The 17,006-nt window shown below is 62.8% G+C and carries 13 protein-coding genes; 12 read left to right on the top strand and 1 reads right to left on the bottom strand.

The window, feature by feature from the left end:
* Positions 1 to 284 precede the first annotated feature (284 nt).
* The 9 genes from phaC (at position 285) to P3T43_RS09005 (ending at position 10,861) form a co-directional block, all read left to right on the top strand.
* On the top strand, positions 285 to 2,135 hold the full coding sequence (gene phaC / locus P3T43_RS09045) for a class I poly(R)-hydroxyalkanoic acid synthase (protein ID WP_429280699.1): 1,851 nt from the start codon (positions 285 to 287) through the stop codon (positions 2,133 to 2,135).
* A gap of 180 nt (positions 2,136 to 2,315) precedes the next feature.
* The gene (locus P3T43_RS09040) at positions 2,316 to 3,497 is read left to right on the top strand and encodes an acetyl-CoA C-acetyltransferase (RefSeq protein ID WP_429280698.1); all 1,182 of its coding nucleotides are present in this window, start codon (positions 2,316 to 2,318) and stop codon (positions 3,495 to 3,497) included.
* Positions 3,498 to 3,668: 171 nt separating this feature from the next.
* A complete protein-coding gene (locus tag P3T43_RS09035) occupies positions 3,669 to 4,409 on the top strand; it encodes a 3-ketoacyl-ACP reductase (RefSeq protein ID WP_429280697.1) in 741 nt (246 codons plus the stop codon).
* Positions 4,410 to 4,548: 139 nt separating this feature from the next.
* Positions 4,549 to 5,130, top strand: a complete 582-nt coding sequence (gene phaR / locus P3T43_RS09030; RefSeq protein WP_429280696.1) for a polyhydroxyalkanoate synthesis repressor PhaR — start codon at positions 4,549 to 4,551, stop codon at positions 5,128 to 5,130.
* A gap of 180 nt (positions 5,131 to 5,310) precedes the next feature.
* A complete protein-coding gene (gene rimO / locus P3T43_RS09025) occupies positions 5,311 to 6,672 on the top strand; it encodes a 30S ribosomal protein S12 methylthiotransferase RimO (protein ID WP_429280779.1) in 1,362 nt (453 codons plus the stop codon).
* 3 nt (positions 6,673 to 6,675) lie between these two features.
* Positions 6,676 to 7,605, top strand: coding sequence for a sugar kinase (locus P3T43_RS09020; protein ID WP_429280695.1), 930 nt, complete (start codon positions 6,676 to 6,678; stop codon positions 7,603 to 7,605).
* A gap of 130 nt (positions 7,606 to 7,735) precedes the next feature.
* Positions 7,736 to 8,920, top strand: a complete 1,185-nt coding sequence (bktB, locus tag P3T43_RS09015; RefSeq protein WP_429280694.1) for a beta-ketothiolase BktB — start codon at positions 7,736 to 7,738, stop codon at positions 8,918 to 8,920.
* A gap of 44 nt (positions 8,921 to 8,964) precedes the next feature.
* Positions 8,965 to 9,606 carry a hypothetical protein gene (locus P3T43_RS09010; RefSeq protein ID WP_429280693.1) on the top strand — a complete coding sequence of 214 codons (642 nt, stop codon included), beginning with the start codon at positions 8,965 to 8,967 and terminating at the stop codon, positions 9,604 to 9,606.
* Between the two features lie 67 nt (positions 9,607 to 9,673).
* Complete coding sequence (locus P3T43_RS09005) at positions 9,674 to 10,861, top strand: cystathionine beta-lyase (protein ID WP_429280692.1); 1,188 nt, start codon at positions 9,674 to 9,676, stop codon at positions 10,859 to 10,861.
* Between the two features lie 577 nt (positions 10,862 to 11,438).
* On the opposite strand, the gene serB is transcribed toward P3T43_RS09005, so the two are convergent.
* Positions 11,439 to 12,278: a phosphoserine phosphatase SerB gene (gene serB, locus P3T43_RS09000; RefSeq protein WP_429280691.1), complete on the bottom strand. Its 840-nt coding sequence runs from the start codon at positions 12,276 to 12,278 to the stop codon at positions 11,439 to 11,441.
* Between the two features lie 452 nt (positions 12,279 to 12,730).
* Between serB and P3T43_RS08995 the strand changes: the two genes are divergently transcribed.
* From P3T43_RS08995 to P3T43_RS08985, 3 genes are all read left to right on the top strand, one after another.
* Positions 12,731 to 13,714, top strand: a complete 984-nt coding sequence (locus tag P3T43_RS08995; RefSeq protein WP_429280690.1) for a Ku protein — start codon at positions 12,731 to 12,733, stop codon at positions 13,712 to 13,714.
* Positions 13,715 to 13,738: 24 nt separating this feature from the next.
* Positions 13,739 to 16,516, top strand: a complete 2,778-nt coding sequence (ligD, locus tag P3T43_RS08990) for a DNA ligase D (RefSeq protein WP_429280689.1) — start codon at positions 13,739 to 13,741, stop codon at positions 16,514 to 16,516.
* A 138-nt stretch (positions 16,517 to 16,654) separates the two neighbouring features.
* Positions 16,655 to 16,978, top strand: coding sequence for a hypothetical protein (locus tag P3T43_RS08985; protein WP_429280688.1), 324 nt, complete (start codon positions 16,655 to 16,657; stop codon positions 16,976 to 16,978).
* Positions 16,979 to 17,006: the final 28 nt, after the last annotated feature.

Here is a 17,006-nt window from a genome sequence, read left to right as displayed (position 1 = left end):
CTTGAATTAAATGCAAAAAGGCCCTGCATTATGGGCCTTTTACATTTTGGCTTCATCCGTCCTTGAAAGCTTCGATAACGTGATGAAATACATGGGGAAAACGATAATTAAAAAAATATCGCACTGCGGCAAAATCGGGATCAAGCATTGACATGCCCTGCGATGGGGAGCAAGAATGTCCTCCACACACGGGACAGGGCGTGACGAGGTCGCGAGCAATCGCCCACGTGCGTCGGAAACCTGCCTCTCAACCGTCCGTCAGGACTCACCGGTCAAAAGCAGGTATGGCAGCATCTCAACATTCCTCGACTTCCTCAAGCACGGACTCCACGACGGAGCGTTCCCAGCAGCAGGCCAGTGCAGCTCCCGCCGGAGCGCAGCAGTTATTCGACGCCTGGATCAATGCGTGGCGTTCGCTGGGCGTGCCGGCCGCTGGCGCACGTGCGGCGTTCCAGATGCCGCAGATGCCGGCCATGCCCGACTTCGCCAACGCCGCGGCCGCCATGGCGCCGTTCGCCGGTCTGAAAATGCCCACTGCAGCGATTCCTTCGGACCGCTTGCAGAAGCTGCAATCCGACTATTCGCGCGAAGCCATGCAGCTGATCCAGCAGGCGGCTGACACGACGCCGAAGATCCCCGAACTGAAGGACCGCCGTTTTAGCTCGGAGGCATGGAGCGCGACGCCGGCGTATGCGTTTACCGCCGCATGGTATCTGCTGAATGCGCGTTATCTGCAGGAACTGGTCGAGGCGCTCGATACCGAACCGAAAGTGCGCGAACGGATTCGCTTCGCGGTCCAGCAGTGGACCGCGGCGGCTTCGCCGAGCAACTTCTTCGCGCTCAATCCCGAAGCGCAGAAGACCTTGCTGGAGAGTCGTGGCGAGAGTCTGCGCCAGGGCGTGGCGAATCTGCTGGGCGACATGCAGCGCGGCAAGATTTCGCAGACCGACGAATCGCGTTTCGTGGTCGGCAAGAATCTCGCGAACACGGAAGGCTCGGTGGTGTTCGAAAACGACCTGTTGCAGTTGATCCAGTACAAGCCGCGTACGGCAACCGTGCGCGAGCGGCCTTTGCTGATCGTACCGCCGTGCATCAACAAGTTTTATATCCTCGATCTTCAGCCCGAAAATTCGCTCGTCGCCCACGGGCTCGACTCGGGCCATCAGGTGTTCCTGATTTCGTGGCGTAACGCGGATGCCTCGGTTGCGCATAAGACGTGGGACGATTACACCGAGGAAGGTGTGCTCACGGCGATCGAAACCGTGCGCAAGATCAGCGGCCGTGAACAGATCAACACGCTTGGGTTCTGCGTCGGCGGCACGATGCTCGCCACGGCACTGGCCGTCGCTGCGGCACGCGGCGAACATCCCGCTGCGTCGATGACGCTGCTCACCGCCATGCTCGATTTTTCGGACACTGGCGTGCTCGATGTGTTCGTCGATGAAGCCCATGTGCAGATGCGCGAGCAGACCATCGGCGGCAAGAACGGCACGAAGCCGGGTTTGATGCGCGGCATTGAATTCGCCAACGCGTTTTCGTTTCTACGTCCGAACGATCTCGTGTGGAACTACGTCGTCGACAACTATCTGAAGGGCCGCACGCCGGTACCGTTCGACCTGCTGTACTGGAACAGCGATTCGACCAGCCTGCCTGGACCGATGTACGTCTGGTACCTGCGCAATACGTATCTGGAAAATCGCCTGCGCACGCCGAATGAGCTGACCGTGTGCGGCGAAAAAGTGGACCTGTCGCTGGTCGATGTGCCTACCTTCATCTACGGGTCACGTGAAGACCATATCGTGCCGTGGCACACGGCCTATGCCTCCGTGCCTTTGCTGAGCGGGCCGCTCGAATTCGTGCTCGGTGCGTCGGGGCATATCGCGGGCGTGATCAATCCGCCGGCCAAGAACAAGCGCAACTACTGGGTGCTGCAAACGGAGGACAAGAGCTTGCCGGAGAATCCGGACGACTGGTTCGAAGCGGCGACGGAAGTGCCTGGAAGCTGGTGGCCCGAATGGACCCGCTGGCTCGATCAATATGGCGGCAAGAAGGTGAAGGCGCGTGCTCAGGCGGGCTCGGCTGACTATCCGGTCATCGAGCCGGCGCCTGGACGCTATGTAATGCAACGCGAGTAACGTAGATTAGGCGACCAACGCGATTGACGCTGGCGATGTGATCAGGCGGCGTGGATTGCAAACAGCGGCAAAAAGCGGCACGAAAGCACAAAGCGGCACTGAGGAAGACTGAGCAGGTGAACGGATTTTTAACTTGACGGGCGGTGGAGTAATCAGCCGCGATGCCCGGAGGAAATTGAAATGACTGATGTAGTGATCGTATCGGCCGCGCGTACGGCAGTCGGCAAATTTGGTGGTTCGCTGGCGAAAATCGCTGCACCCGACCTCGGCGCACTGGTGGTTCGCGCCGCACTCGAACGCGCGGGCGTGAAGCCCGAGCAGGTCAGCGAAGTCATCCTGGGCCAGGTCCTGACAGCGGGTTCCGGCCAGAATCCCGCGCGCCAGGCGTTGATCAAGGCAGGTTTGCCGACGGGCGTGCCTGGCATGACGATCAACAAGGTGTGCGGTTCGGGCCTGAAGGCCGTGATGCTGGCGGCCAACGCCATCATCGCCGGTGACGCGGACATCGTGGTGGCCGGCGGCCAGGAAAACATGAGTGCGGCACCGCACGTGCTGCCGGGCTCGCGCGACGGCTTCCGCATGGGCGACGCCAAGCTGATCGACAGCATGATCGTCGACGGTCTGTGGGACGTCTACAACCAGTACCACATGGGCGTGACGGCTGAGAATGTCGCGCGCGAATACGGCATCACGCGCGAACAGCAGGACGCGTTCGCCGCACTTTCGCAGAATAAGGCGGAAGCCGCACAGAAATCGGGCCGTTTCGATGATGAGATCGTGCCGGTCGAGATTCCGCAACGCAAGGGTGAACCGCTGCGCTTCGCGACCGACGAGTTCGTGCGCCACGGCGTCACGGCCGAATCGCTGGCCGGTCTGAAGCCGGCCTTCTCGAAGGAAGGCACGGTCACGGCCGCGAACGCGTCGGGCCTGAACGACGGCGCAGCTGCGGTACTCGTGATGTCGGCCAAGAAGGCCGAAGCGCTCGGTCTCAAGCCGCTCGCCCGCATCAAGGCCTATGCCAGCGCCGGTGTCGATCCGAAGGTGATGGGCATGGGGCCGGTACCGGCTTCGCGCCGCTGTCTCGAGCGCGCAGGCTGGAGCCCGTCCGACCTGGACCTGATGGAAATCAACGAGGCGTTTGCCGCACAGGCGCTCGCCGTGCACCAGCAAATGGGCTGGGACACGTCGAAGGTCAACGTGAACGGCGGCGCGATTGCAATCGGCCACCCGATCGGCGCGTCCGGTTGCCGCATTCTCGTCACGCTGCTGCACGAAATGCAGAAGCGCGATGCCAAGAAGGGCCTGGCTTCGCTGTGTATCGGCGGCGGCATGGGCGTGGCGCTGGCAGTCGAGCGCGCCTGAGTGGAATGAATGTCGCCGCGCGCCGTCTGGCCAGTGGTCAGGAGCGGCGCGTCGTGTCTGGTGTGGTGGCCTCGCCAGCCGGTCGCCCGGCGGCAGCGAAGATGAAGCGGTACAGGCGAGGGACGGGGCTGCCGGTCGGCGCCTCGGAAAAATGATAATGGAGCGTGGTTTATGGCACAGCGAATTGCATATGTAACGGGCGGAATGGGCGGCATCGGCACGAGTATTTGCCAGCGTCTTCACAAGGAAGGCTTCAAGGTCGTCGCCGGCTGTGGTCCGAATTCCCCGCGCCGCGTCAAGTGGCTAGAAGAGCAGAAGGCGCTGGGTTTCGACTTCATCGCCTCGGAAGGCAATGTGGGCGACTGGGAATCGACCAAGATGGCGTTCGACAAGGTGAAGTCCGAAGTCGGCGAGGTCGATGTGCTGGTCAACAACGCGGGCATCACGCGCGACGTCGTGTTTCGCAAGATGACGCATGAAGACTGGACGGCGGTGATCGACACCAACCTGACGAGCCTGTTCAACGTCACCAAGCAGGTGATCGACGGGATGGTCGAGCGCGGCTTTGGGCGAGTGATCAACATTTCGTCGGTGAATGGGCAGAAGGGTCAGTTCGGGCAAACGAACTACTCGACCGCGAAGGCCGGCATTCACGGCTTTACGATGTCGCTGGCCCAGGAAGTCGCCACCAAGGGCGTCACGGTGAATACCGTCTCGCCGGGCTACATTGGTACGGATATGGTCAAGTCGATCCGCCCCGATGTGCTGGAAAAGATCGTCGCGACGATTCCGGTGCGCCGTCTCGGCCAGCCGGATGAAATCGGTTCGATCGTCGCGTGGCTCGCGTCGGACGAATCGGGCTTTTCGACGGGAGCGGATTTCTCGCTGAATGGCGGGTTGCATATGGGCTGATCCGTGGGGCGCGCGGTCGCAAGACGGTGCGCTACAGGGTTCAGGTGTTTCCGGCGGCGTCTCGTACCTGCAATCGTGGCCCGATTGTGTGTGCGGCAGGACGCCGTTTCCGCGCTTCAATGGCGCTCAAAGGCGTTAAATGACCACTACTACTACAAAGAAAACTGCCGAACGACTCATCAAGAAATATCCGAACCGCCGGCTCTATGACACCGAGACAAGCACGTACATCACGCTGACCGATGTCAAACAGCTCGTGCTGGATCAGGAGGATTTCAAGGTCATCGACGCGAAGAGCAACGAGGACCTGACGCGCGCCATTCTGTTGCAGATCATTCTGGAAGAAGAGAGCGGCGGTCTGCCGATGTTCTCGTCGTCGATGCTGTCGCAGATCATCCGTTTTTACGGACATGCGATGCAGGGCATGATGGGGACCTATCTGGAGAAGAACATCCAGGCGTTCATCGACATTCAGGCCAAGCTCGCCGATCAGTCGAAGAACCTGTATGAAGGCAAGGCCATGAATCCCGAGGTCTGGTCGCAGTTCATGAACATGCAGGCGCCGATGATGCAGGGCATGATGACCAGCTACATCGAGCAGTCGAAGAACATGTTCGTGCAGATGCAGGAACAGATGCAGAACCAGGCGAAGAATATGTTCAGCACGTTCCCGTTTACGCCGGCCAACCCGCAGACGGATCCGGAGCCGGAGAAGAAGTAGCGGCGGCACGGCGATGCGCCGTCCGGCTCGGGGCCGGGCTGGCGAAATTGCCGCCCGAAGGGCATTGCGGGCTGGCCGGGGAAAGCTGAATGGACGTGCCGCGGGGTACAATGCGAGGTTACGTTTACCGCCATCCGCCGGACCGCCCCTATGTCGCAAGCTTCTTCCCCCATTTCGCCCATCAGCATCGCACCGAAGGTCGGGTTCGTTTCGCTCGGGTGCCCCAAAGCCCTCGTCGACTCCGAGCAGATCATCACGCAACTGCGCGCCGAAGGCTACGAAATCTCGGCTACCTATGACGGCGCGGACCTCGTGGTCGTCAACACCTGCGGCTTCATCGACGAAGCCGTGCAGGAAAGTCTCGACGCAATCGGCGAGGCGCTCACTGAAAACGGCAAGGTGATCGTCACCGGCTGCCTCGGCGCGAAGAAGAGCGCGAGCGGCTCGGGCCTGATCGAGGAAGTTCATCCTAAAGTGCTGGCCGTGACCGGCCCGCATGCGCTGGGCGAAGTCATGCAGCACGTGCACACGCACCTGCCCAAGCCGCATGACCCGTTCGTCGATCTGGTGCCCGCCGCCGGGGTGAAGCTCACACCGCGTCACTACGCGTATCTGAAGATTTCCGAAGGCTGCAACCACCGCTGCACGTTCTGCATCATCCCCTCCATGCGTGGCGACCTCGTCTCGCGTCCGGTTGCGGAAGTCATGCTCGAAGCGGAAAACCTGTTCAAGTCCGGCGTGAAGGAACTGCTCGTGATTTCGCAGGACACGAGCGCCTACGGCGTGGACGTCAAATACCGCACCGGTTTCTGGAACGGCAAGCCGATCAAGACACGCATGACCGACCTCGTGGGCGCGCTCGGCGAACTGGCCGCGCAGTACGGTGCGTGGGTGCGTCTGCACTATGTCTATCCCTATCCGAGCGTCGACGAAGTCATTCCGATGATGGCCGAAGGCCCGTTCAAGGGTCACGTGCTGCCGTACCTCGACGTGCCGTTCCAGCATGCGCATCCGGAAGTGCTGAAGCGCATGAAGCGCCCGGCCAATGCCGAGAAGGTGCTGGAGCGGGTGCGCGCGTGGCGCGAGATCTGCCCGGACCTGACGATCCGCAGCACGTTCATCGCCGGCTTCCCGGGTGAGACGGAAGAGCAGTTTCAGACGCTGCTCGATTTTATTCGCGAGGCGGAACTGGATCGGGTCGGCTGCTTTGCTTACTCGCCGGTCGAAGGCGCCAGCGCCAATGAACTCGACGGCGCCTTGCCCGACGAAGTGCGCGAAGAACGCCGCGCGCGTTTCATGGAGGTGGCCGAGCAGGTGTCGGCCAAACGGATCGCGCGCAAGGTCGGCAAGACCTTGAAGGTGCTGGTCGACGAAATCAATGCCGATGGCGGTATCGGCCGCACGGCCGCGGATGCGCCGGAGATCGACGGGGTCGTCTATATCGCCCCGACCACCAAGGCCTCGAAGCGCTACAAGGTGGGCGATTTCGTCTCGGTGAAGATCACCGGCGCGGACGGTCACGATCTGTGGGGCGAGGTGTAACTCATGTCTATGGCGGCGAGCCCGGCAATCCTCGCGTTCGGCGAGGCGATGATCGAATTCAACCAGTCGTCGAAGGACCAGCCGAGCTATCTGCAAGGCTTCGGCGGCGACACGTCGAACTTCTGCATCGCGGCTGCCCGTCAGGGCGCGACAGCGGGTTATGTGTCGGCGGTCGGTGACGATCATTTCGGGCGCCTGCTACTCGATCTGTGGCAACGCGAGTCGGTGGATACGTCGATGGTGAAGCTCGACCCGCACGCGCCGACCGGCGTCTATTTCGTCTCGCACGGCCCGGAGGGACATCAGTTCGACTACCTGCGCGCGGGTTCGGCTGCCAGCCGTTATGCACCGCGCGATTTGCCGCTCAACGCGATTGCCGCCGCGCAGATGCTGCATCTGTCCGGCATCAGTCTCGCTATCGGTGTGAACGCGTGCGACGCGGCGCTGGCCGCGATCGGGCACGCGCGCGCCCATGGTGTGCGCGTCAGCTTCGACACGAATCTGCGCCTCAAGCTATGGCCGCTCGCGCGGGCGCGTGCGGTGATGATCGAAGCGATTCGCCATACCGACATCTGCCTGCCGAGCTGGGATGACGTCACCGTTCTGACAGGGCTCACCGGCCGCGACGAGATCGTGGATTACCTGCTCTCGCTTGGGCCGCGGGTCGTCGCACTGAAGCTTGGCAAGCAGGGCGTGTATGTGGCTACACCCGACGAGCGCCGCGAGGTGCCGGGGCGCGTGGTGAGCGCGGTCGACGCAACCGGCGCGGGCGATTGCTTCGGCGGTGCGTTTATCGCCCGTATCGTGGCGGGCGACGATCCGTTCGCAGCGGCCGGTTACGCGAATATGGCAGCGGCGCTGTCCACGCAAGGCTTCGGGGCGGTTGCGCCGATTCCCGATCGCGGCGCGGTCGAGCAGGCGCTGGCCGACTGAACCGGCAAGGTCACTCGAGCCTGCGTGGCTTGACGAAACATCCCGGCAAGGAATAAGACACAAGGCAGTCAGAAGTCGTCACCGTGACTGGCCGTCCAGATCACTTTTCAGAGAGCAAGAGGAGCGAGCGATGCAACGGGAAGTAGTGGTGGTGAGCGGCGTACGTACCGCAATTGGCGACTTCGGCGGCAGCCTCAAGGACTTCTCGCCGGCCGACCTCGGCGCACGTGTGGTGCGTGAGGTGCTGTCGCGGGCGCAGGTGACGGGCGACGAAGTGGGCCATGTCGTGTTCGGCAACGTGGTGCATACCGAACCGAAGGACATGTATCTGGCCCGCGTGGCAGCCTTGAACGGCGGCGTCGCGCAACATGCATGCGCGCTCACGGTGAACCGTTTGTGCGGCTCCGGCTTGCAGGCAATCGTCTCCGCCGCGCAGAGCGTGCTGCTCGGCGACGCGGACATCGCCATTGGCGGCGGCGCGGAAAACATGAGCCGCGCGCCGTACGTGATGCCGGCCGCGCGTTTCGGCCAACGCATGGGCGACGCGCGCCTCGTCGACATGATGCTCGGCGCGCTGCAGGACCCTTTTCAGGGCATTCACATGGGTGTGACCGCCGAGAACGTCGCGCAGAAATACGGCATTTCGCGTGAGGCGCAGGACGCCCTCGCGCTGGAATCGCATCGCCGTGCGGCCCATGCGATCAGCAGCGGCTATTTCAAGGAACAGATTCTGCCGATCACGATCGCGTCGAAGAAGGGTGACATCGTGTTCGAGCAGGACGAACACGTGCGACTGAACGCGTCGCCGGAAGACTTCTCGAAGTTGAAGCCGGTGTTCGCGAAGGAAAACGGCTCGGTGACGGCCGGCAACGCGTCCGGCATCAATGACGCAGCGGCGGCGGTCCTGCTGATGGAGCGCGGGGTCGCAGAACAGCGCGGCGTCAAGCCGCTTGCGCGCCTCGTGGCGTACGCACACGCGGGCGTCGATCCGGCTTACATGGGCATCGGCCCGGTGCCGGCGACCCGCAAGGTGCTCGAGCGGGCCGGCCTGACGGTCGCCGATCTCGACGTCATCGAAGCCAACGAAGCGTTTGCCGCTCAGGCGTGTGCGGTCAGCAAGGAACTCGGGCTCGATCCCGCGAAGGTCAACCCGAACGGCTCGGGCATTTCGCTCGGCCACCCGATCGGCGCGACCGGCGCATTGATTACCGTAAAGGCGCTGTACGAACTGCAGCGCATCGGCGGGCGTTACGCGCTCGTGACGATGTGCATTGGCGGCGGGCAGGGTATCGCGGCAATCTTCGAGCGGATCTGAGGCCGGGCGCACGACGCCTGGTCTTGTGCAACAGGAAGGAACGGATGCTGGAATCGAAAGCAATCAGGAGCGGCGCGCGTGGACGCGGCTGGCTCCCGGGTGCCGCAGCGGTGCTGCTGCTGGCCGGCGCGGGCGCGTTGCTGCCCGCACAAGCGTGGGCGCAGAGCGATGCGGTCAAGGAACTGGCCGCGCCGCCGCCCATCCAGTTGCCGCTCAGGCCGAGCGCGGAATTTGCGAAATTCCCGCGCTACGCCGGCACGCTGGGCGCACGTCAGATCGTGTTGCGGCTGGGAGCGAAGACCGACGATCCGTCCGGCGTGCACGGCGAGTATCAGTACACCGATACCGGCGAAGTGATCCTGATCGCGGGTGACCGTGACGGCGAAACCCTCGAAGTGGAGGAGTCGAACGACGGCACGCACATCACGGGCAACTGGGTTGGCAAGTTCGCGGCTGACGGTTCGCTGGCGGGCGACCGGATGAACGTCGACGATTCGGATCCTCAACCCTTCGACTTGCGGCCGCTGGCGGCCGGGCAGCCGGTTCCGGCGCCCACTGCGGCAGCCCAGCCGCCGGCCACCGCAGCGAAACCGGTGGCACCGTCAGCACCTTCGTCACCGGCGGCTTCCTCGGCAAACGGCGGGCATACGGTAAACGGGGTGAGCAACCTCTCGATTGGCGAGTAAGCCGGCAAACGAGCGCAACCCTATCCGCTCGTTCCATTGTTCTGTTTTGGTTTTACGCGAAATCACCATGACTCAATCCAAATCCACGCGCGGCCTGCAAACCCGCATCGTACGTGCTGAAGATCAGATCACGCCGGGCTTCGAATCGTTCGCCGTGCCGGTCGCGCGCGCCTCGACGGTCGTGTTTCCCGATCTCGCCGCGATGCGTGCGTGCGACTGGCGCAACGACGCCCAATGGCGCTACGGCCTACATGCCACACCCACGTCGCTTGCGTTGGCGCAACGGCTGGCGGCTATCGAAGGCGGCAATCACGCATTGCTGCAACCGTCGGGTCTGTCGTCGATTTCCAATGTTTACTTCGGCCTCGTCAAGGCCGGCGACGATGTCCTGATCCCCGACAACGTCTACTCGCCGAACCGCGAGCATGGCGACTGGCTGGCGCGCGACTTTGGTATTACCGCACGCTACTACGATCCGATGATCGGCGCGGGGATTGCCGACCTGATCCAGCCCAACACTCGGCTGATCTGGCTCGAAGCGCCGGGCTCGGTGACGATGGAAGTGCCCGATGTGAGCGCGATCACGGTGGCGGCGCGAGCCCGCAATGTCATCACGGCAATCGACAATACCTGGTCAGCAGGGCTCGCGTTTCGCCCGTTCGAGCATGGCGTCGATATTTCGGTGCAGGCGCTCACCAAATATCAATCGGGCGGCGGCGATGTGCTGATGGGCGCGACGATCACGGTCGATCGTGAATTGCACCTGAAATTGAAAGCGGCGCGCATGCGCATGGGCATCGGGGTGTCGTCGGACGACTGCTCGCTGATCCTGCGCAGCCTGCCGAGCATGCAGGTGCGCTTCGAGCAGCACGATCGCAGCGCGCTGGCGATTGCACGGTGGCTGAAGACGCGTCCGGAGATTGCCGCGGTGCTGCATCCCGCGTTGGCGGATTGTCCGGGGCACGAGTTTTACGAACGCGATTTCACGGGCGCCGGCGGCCTGTTCGCGGTGGTGTTCGACGGCCGTTACACGCCGGCTCAGGTCGATACGTTCTGCGAGTCGCTCGAACTGTTTTCCATTGGCTGGAGTTGGGGCGGCGCTCACAGTCTCGTGATGCCATACGACGTCGCCTCGATGCGAAGCGCCGCGCAGTGGCCGCATCGCGGCACGCTGGTGCGCTTCTATATCGGGCTGGAAGAAGAGGCCGATTTGCGCGCGGATCTGGAGCAGAGTCTGAGCGCGCTGGCTTCGTAACTGCGGTTGCGCCTTCGGCGCGTGAAGGCCGTGAGCGTGAGATAAGCCCATCGTGACGTCGTTTCGGTGGGCTTTTTTGCGTCGATAGCGGGCGGGGGCGTTGGCGAGATGCGTTGGCCGGTCGGACGAGTAGCCCGGGTGAAAACCTGACGCTACGATGGAACATATCGGGTTATTGCGCGGTCGCCATACGTCGAGCTTCAATGGATCTCTTTTTCTGGTTTTTGCTAACGATAGGCGCGCCCATTGTCGGGCCGATTTTCACCCTGGCACTCGCGGCCGCAACGCATGGGCATGTCGTTGCGCGGCGACTCATGATTGAATCGGTCAAGGACGGCCAGTTGCTATGGTCGGCAATGACTCTCTCGGCCTCGGCGATCTATGAGGCCGTATCGGCTCTGGAGGCAAGCGGTGCAATGCCGGTGCCCCAGTTTTGCATTGCCATGTTTTGTATGACTGCCTTCGCCAGTTCAATCATCATCATGATGGAGACGACGAGGACCTTTAGCCTCGCGCTCCGTTTCACGACAACAGAGGAACGTAAGCCATCCGAAGTTTTCTCGATGGCTTACGTTTCTCAGAACAACCGCAACAACCCATCCAGTCCCACATGGTTGAATGCAACATTCGCGGCTTCGCGCACCACCGGCTTCGCGCGAAACGCCACGGATAAGCCGGCCTCGGCCATCATTTTCAGATCGTTGGAGCCGTCGCCCATCGCGATCGCCCGGCTCGGTTCGATGCCGAGCGTCGCACAGGTTTCGAGCAGCGTCCGCGCCTTGACTTGCGCGTTGACGATTTCTCCCGTCACCCGTCCAGTCAGCTTGCCATCGACAATTTCGAGCGTATTGGCTCGCGTGTAATCGAGGCCGAGACGGGCTTTCAGCTTTTCGGTGAAGAACGTAAAGCCGCCGGAAACCAGCAACGTTTTCAGACCCGCGGCCTTCGCGCCGGCCAGCATCTGTTCGGCCCCGGGCGACAGGCGCAGACGCTCTTCATAAACGCGTTCCAGCGCGCTCGCGTCGAGCCCCTTGAGGAGCGCCACACGGCGCGTGAGGCTTTCGTTGAAATCCGCGATTTCGCCGCGCATCGACGCTTCGGTGATCGCGGCAACTTCGGCCTTCAGACCGCAGAAATCCGCGATTTCGTCGATGCATTCAATCGTGATCAGCGTCGAGTCCATGTCCATCGCGACCAGTCCGAAGTCGCGCAACTGCCGGCCAGGTTCGATAAACGCGTAATCCAGTGCGTGCGTGCTGCAGTAGATGTCGAGATCGGCGCGTTGGGCCGGATTTACGTTCGCGATGCGGATCGCGTAAGCGTCGATGACAGAGGCGCGCGAGCCGCGTGCGAGCGCGACGAGCGTCTTATGGTGGTCGGCGGACAGGGGCGCGGAGCTTTGTATGACGAGGTTCATGACGACGCAGGAAAGAGCGCGCGGCGCGCGCGGAAAATCCCATTATTGTACCGGGTCGCTGCGCTGAAATGACTTCCGTGGTGGTGGTGTCGGTGCTGGCGCGGGTCCTTCAACTGCCGCTGCCGTCACAGTTGCCGCCGCAGACAAGCCCCGCACATCGTTGCCCGCGATGTCGATCCCCAGCAAATGGCGATCGACCTTTCCCGGCCGTAGCTTTTGCCAAAGCGGCGTAAGAGTTACAGGGCGAGTTGCCGCGCCACAGTTGCACTCCGTGCCCGCCTGAGGGTTTGCTCGGCTGAGCCAGTATCTGAAGCCACCGCCCTCGGCCGCCGTCTGAGTCATCGCCTGTGCCTCCGCCCAGGCCAGCGTCTGCGTTACCGGCTGAGCGACCAGCCCCTCCAGCCGTGGCACGCTTGATGCGTCACCGTAAGTCCCGCCCCTTGGAGCGCACGATGTCACACATGATCTGGAAAGGCGCGATCAGCTTCGGACTCGTGCACGTGCCGGTGCAACTGTATCCGGCCACGCAGTCTGAGAAAGTGGGCTTCAATCTTCTGGACAAGCGTTCGATCGACCCGATCGGCTATCGCCAAATCAACAAGCGGACCGGCAAGGAAGTGACGCGCGAGAACATCGTGCGCGGCTTCGAGTACGAGAAGGACAAGTACGTCGTGCTGTCCGACGACGAGATCCGCTCGGCCAATCCGGAATCGACGCAAACCGTCGATATCCTCGCCTTCGTCGAGGCGCCCGAGATCTCGTTTCTGTATCTCGACACCCCGTACTTTCTCGCGCCGGATCGCAAGGGCGAAAAAGTGTATGCGTTGCTGCGCGAGGCCCTCAAGGCGTCGGGCAAGATCGGCGTCGCGAACGTCGTGCTGCACAACAAGCAGCATCTGGCGGCGCTGATTCCGGTCGGTCCGGTACTCGCGCTCAATACGCTGCGCTGGTCCGAAGAGGTGCGCGATTTCAACGAATTGAAGCTGCCGTCCGAAGACCCGAAAAAGGCGGGCGTGACCGCGCGCGAGTTGGACATGGCGAAAAAACTGATCGACGACATGAGCGATAGCTGGAACCCGTCGACTTATCACGACACTTTCCGCGACGACATCATGACGCTCGTGGATCGGAAGATCCGTGCGGGCAAGACCGAAGCGATCACCGATGTCGAAACGCCTCGGGAGTCGCGTCAGTCGGCCGAGATTCTCGATTTGTCCGATCTGCTCAAACGCAGCCTCGGGCGCGGCAAGAACAAGGCGGGCGGCCGCTCTCAGGCAGTGCAGGACGATGACGACCCCGAGGAGCCAGCGACTCCACGGCGTCGCAAGACGGCCACGGCGAAACGCGCGAACGGCGCAAATGGCACGCGTGGCGCCGGCGCGCGCTCGGCTGCCACGCGTAAAGACGCCCCGGCTCGCAAACGCAGCGCCGCCTGACGACGCGTTCAGGACGGCACGATCATGAGCGACCGGCTCGACCCCTACCACCGTAAGCGTCGCTTCGACGAAACGCCCGAACCGTCCGGGCGGGGCACGTCGAAGGCCGCAGGCGGCAAGGGTTCGTCGCGCAGGCCCGCGCAAGGGCTGTCCTATGTGATTCAGGAGCACGACGCGCGACGTCTGCACTACGACTTTCGGCTCGAACTCGACGGCACGCTATTGTCGTGGGCGGTGCCCAAGGGGCCGAGTCTCGACCCATCGGTGAAGCGGCTCGCCGTGCATGTCGAAGATCACCCGGTCGAATATGGCTCGTTCGAGGGCGAGATTCCGCCGGGAAACTACGGCGCGGGATCGGTCATCGTGTGGGATCGCGGCACGTGGGAGCCGGATGGCGGCGTGGCTCACGCACGCGAGTCGTATCAGGCGGGCAAGCTCAAATTCACGCTGGCGGGCGACAAGCTTCGCGGCGGCTGGATGCTGGTGCGCAGCCCCATGCGCGGGAGCGGCGACAAGGAACAGTGGCTGCTCATCAAGGAACGTGACGACGCGGCGCGCAGCGAGGCTGACTTCGATGTGCTCGCCGAGCAACCGGGTAGCGTGCTCGATCGAACGGCCGCGGGCGGTGCGGGTAGGGGCGCTGCGCGGACAGCGGCGCGCGCCGCAAGCGTCGCCAACGCCAAAAAAACCGACATCGTCGTCAACCGCAGTGCGGAGTCGTTGCGCACACTTGCGGCATTGCCTGCGATCGAGGGCGCAAAGAAGGCCGCTTTACCCGCCACCTTCAAACCGCAACTGGCCACGCTGGTCGATAGCGCGCCGCCGGGCGACGAGTGGTCGTACGAGATCAAGTTCGACGGCTATCGGGTGCTCATGCGTGTCGATCACCGCGCAGCGAAACACCCCGTGCAGGTCTACACGCGTGCCGGCAACGACTGGAGCGCGAAATTCAGCAAGCAGGTCGGCGCGCTCGCGCAACTCGACCTCGACAGTGCATGGCTCGATGGCGAGGCAGTCGTGCTCGACCACAACGACGTGCCGAACTTTCAGGCGCTACAAAACGCCTTCGATGCGAACCGTCCGCAAGACATTGTCATTTACCTGTTCGACCTGCCGTTTCTGAACGGCTACGACCTGCGCGGCGTGCCGCTCGTGCAACGCCGCGCGATCCTGCGCGCGCTGCTCGAAGGACAGGACAATGCCATCCTGCGCTTTTCCGAAGACTTTGATTTCAGCGCTGACGATCTGCTGAAGAGCGCGTGCGATATGGCGCTTGAAGGGATCATCGGCAAGCGGCGCGACAGTCATTACACGTCATCTCGTGCCTCGACGTGGATCAAGCTCAAGTGCCGTCGTCGTCAGGAATTCGTGATTGGTGGCTACAGCGAACCGGCGGGCAGTCGGGCGGCGTTCGGCGCGCTGCTGCTCGGCGTATATGACAGCAACGGCAAGCTGCAATACGCGGGCCGGGTTGGCACGGGCTTCGACGCGGCGCTGCTGCGTGAGGTGAAAAAGGAACTCGACAGGCGTGAACAATCACGCATGCCGTTCGCCGCAACACCGCGTGAACGCAGCCGCACACCGGTTCACTGGGTGAAGCCGGAGCTCGTTTGCGAATGCAACTTCGCGGAGTGGACCGACGAGCGCATCGTGCGACAGGCGTCGTTCGTCAGTCTGCGAAGCGATAAACCGGCGCGGCAGATCGTCAGGGAAACGCCGCACGAAGGAGCCGATGTGGAACGAGACTCGAGTGAACGTTCATCGGATACGCCCGCGAGAAAGCGCGTGGTTAAAGGTGAGGCGAAGAGTGCGGTGAAAGATGCCGCGAAGGGCACGGCGAAGAGTGTTGCTAAGAGCGCTGCGAAGCGTGTTGCGAAGCGTGCCACGAAAAAAGCCCCAGCCACCGACTCAGTAGCCAACGTGCGGATTTCCCATCCGGATCGCGTGATCGACAGGCAAACCGGTACCCACAAAATGGATCTCGTGCAGTACTACGAATCGATCGCGGACTGGATGCTGCCGCACTTGCGGGATCGGCCCGTCTCACTGGTGCGTGCGCCGGACGGTATCGGCGGCGAGCTGTTTTTCCAGAAACACAGCCAGAAGCTGTCGATCCCGAACGTCACCCAGCATGCTGGACTCGATGCCGGTCATCCGCCGCTCATCACGATCGAGTCGCTCAAGGCGCTGATCGGCGCGGCGCAAATGGGCACGATCGAGCTGCACACCTGGAACGCACTGGCCTCCAACATCGAGAAACCCGACCGCGTAGTGTTCGATCTGGATCCCGACCCGGCACTCGGCTGGGACCGGATGATCGAAGCCGCGCAACTGACGCGCACGCTGCTCGAAGAACTCGGCCTCGTCTCGTTCTGCAAGACGAGCGGCGGCAAGGGGCTGCATGTGGTCGTGCCGCTCGCCAAGCAGGCGGGCTGGGACGAGGTGAAGGCATTTTCGCAGGCAGTCGCACAGCACATGGCCGCCACCTTGCCGAAGCATTTCGCCGCGAAGATGGGCCCGCAAAACCGCAAGCGCAAGATCTTCGTCGATTACCTGCGCAATAACCGGGGCTCAAGCACGGTGGCGGCTTTTTCAGCGCGGGCGCGGCCGGGCCTCGGCGTGTCGGTGCCGCTCGCGTGGGACGAAGTCGACAGCACGACGGCGGGCGATCAATGGACCGTCGCCAATCTGCATGAACGGCTCGCAGCGCTGCACGAGGATCCGTGGGCTGGCTACGCAAAAACGCGTCAGCGCATCACGGCGGCAATGAAGAAACGGCTGGACGGCGCGGACCTGGATTGAGTCGAGGGCGCGGTTTCTCCGGCGCGCTCGAACGCAAGCGAGATGCGGGCGGCATGCAGGCACTATGCAGGCGATATGCAGGCGGTAACCCCCGGGCACGCAGGAAACCGAAACAGGCAATCACTAAAGGAGGACGCAATGAAGACATCACCGCAAGTGTCGCAAGGCGGCACCAAGCCGCACACGCATGACAAGACAGCGGATCCGCACGCGAAACAGGGCGTGCGCGCGGGACAGGACGATGAGGCACCGCTCCCGCATGAAAGCGATCAGAACGTCGAATCGCAACATGAGGACGAGCCACGCAGCGTGGGTAAGCAGGCGCATCGCGATCTGGCGCGCGGCATGAAGGATACCGACCGGCGCGGCGGCGACGAGTACCAGCAAAAGACGCAGAACGACGCGCACAGTAACGAGAATTCAGACGGCAAGGTGCCACGCGAACCGCACGGCAAGCGCTAAAAGTGCGCGCATCATCCGGCGATGCGCC

The sequence above is a fragment of the Paraburkholderia sp. GAS41 genome (assembly GCF_050436545.1).
GTDB lineage: Bacteria > Pseudomonadota > Gammaproteobacteria > Burkholderiales > Burkholderiaceae > Paraburkholderia.
This window is presented reverse-complemented; position numbering and strand designations above follow the sequence as displayed.